Below are 1,519 nucleotides of genomic sequence, written 5' to 3'. Positions count from 1 at the left end.
CACGGCAAAGCTTTTTCTGCAGCTACATGATGAGCAGGCGTTGCCAGCAAGTGTGACTTTGTTGATTGACAACCAAGACCTCGGCCCAATCTACACAGATAAAACGAGTCAGCTGAGCGCCATGCAAGTACAGGCATTATTGGCGGTGGTTACTACTAACGCGGTAATTGAAGTAGGCGCTGGAAAGCAGCGCTGGCGCATTTCGAACAATGGCGCCAGCACTGTGTTTCGCAAAATGGATGAGTATCAAGGGCGTAGCAACACACCATTTGCTGTGGTTGCCAAAGGTAAACAATCTGAGAACGAAGTACCACCCGCTAAAGTACCACCAAGTTTGACTGTGCAAGCACCGCTATCAAACGCTGTTACCCTTGAAATCGGTTCGTCAGCTTATAATGAGGTGTTACAGTTGCTGACCACTAATGTGCCAGCATCTGAGTTGGATTTCGAACTCCAGAGCGCATCACTTGAAACTGCAGAGCTGGGTCAGGGTAAACGATTTATTGGTGCTTGTTGGCTTATGGCTTACAACGCGCTTTGCAACCATTGGTTAGCGGATAAAAATGGCCCCAATCAGTTGGTTGCATTGGACAGTGATGGTTTTTATATAGATGGTATGGCGCGCCAAGACCGCAAGGGACGAGGATATGGCGATTGCTGGGAAAGTCAGGCATGGGTGTTTGATGGGCAATCTATGGTACCCACTTTGATATCCAGCACGGGTCCATGCCGAGGTATTGCCGGCGGTATTGACCCTATGCCGACCTACATCACTGATGTAACTTTTCCTTCTAAGCAATAATTTTGTAAATGAGGTGAGTTTAAATGTCGATCTTGGTGGCGGCTTGCTAAGTTGTTTGCATCAATAAGCGGTGGAGTATAAAAAAGGATTACTTTCAGTAGGGTAAGTACATGCAGCCTCTGTTTTATAGGGTTAAGATTCTAAGCGATTTGGGGGCATTTTCAAGCTAGAAAATACCACGTGTTAAAATTCAGATCGTGATATTTCTGGACAAATGTATGGTACGCCCCGTTTTGCAAGTGAAAAATCCAAATAACGGCGTTGGTTTGCGCTAATGTATTCAGAGTCTAATTGGGACACTGATTAGTTAGCCCCAGCTCTACGATGAGATCCGCGCCAGATTGTCCTCAAAAACGTGAAAGCACTCTAGTTGCTGTTCTGTCCATCAGGTCTTCAATCTGGTGGTCTAACCGTTTTGTCATCTTTCATTACCATATGCAAATCTAGATTAAACTCTTAATTCAAAGGGCTTGTGACTTGTCATTACTGACCATGCAATCCTCGCTAGCTTATTTGCTAACGCAACTAAAGCAACATTAAAAGGCTTTCGACGTTTCAAATCTAATAACCATGAACCGAAATAGCGTTCAGCAGTTTCTTCCCTCCACATCACTGCTCATGCGGCATGAACAAAGAGTTCTCTCAGCTCTTTATTTCCTCGCTTTGAAATTCCCAGCATCCGTTGTTTCCCTCCAGTCGAGTACTGGAATGGTACAA

1 protein-coding gene and 1 pseudogene are annotated in these 1,519 nt (G+C 45.1%); one reads left to right on the top strand and one right to left on the bottom strand.

Annotated elements, in window-relative coordinates:
* On the top strand, positions 1-802 hold an 802-nt coding region (locus tag IQR33_RS19665), incomplete at its 5' end, for a DUF1176 domain-containing protein (RefSeq protein ID WP_228014007.1).
* A gap of 448 nt (positions 803-1,250) precedes the next feature.
* On the opposite strand, the pseudogene IQR33_RS19660 reads toward IQR33_RS19665, so the two are convergent.
* Positions 1,251-1,519: pseudogene (locus IQR33_RS19660) on the bottom strand (transposase); the annotation flags it as partial.

Source organism: Vibrio sp. OPT46 (assembly GCF_015163535.1).
GTDB classification, from domain to species: Bacteria; Pseudomonadota; Gammaproteobacteria; order Enterobacterales; family Vibrionaceae; genus Vibrio; species Vibrio alginolyticus.
The sequence above is the reverse complement of the archived record's forward strand: the minus strand, read 5'-3'. Positions and strand labels throughout refer to the sequence as shown.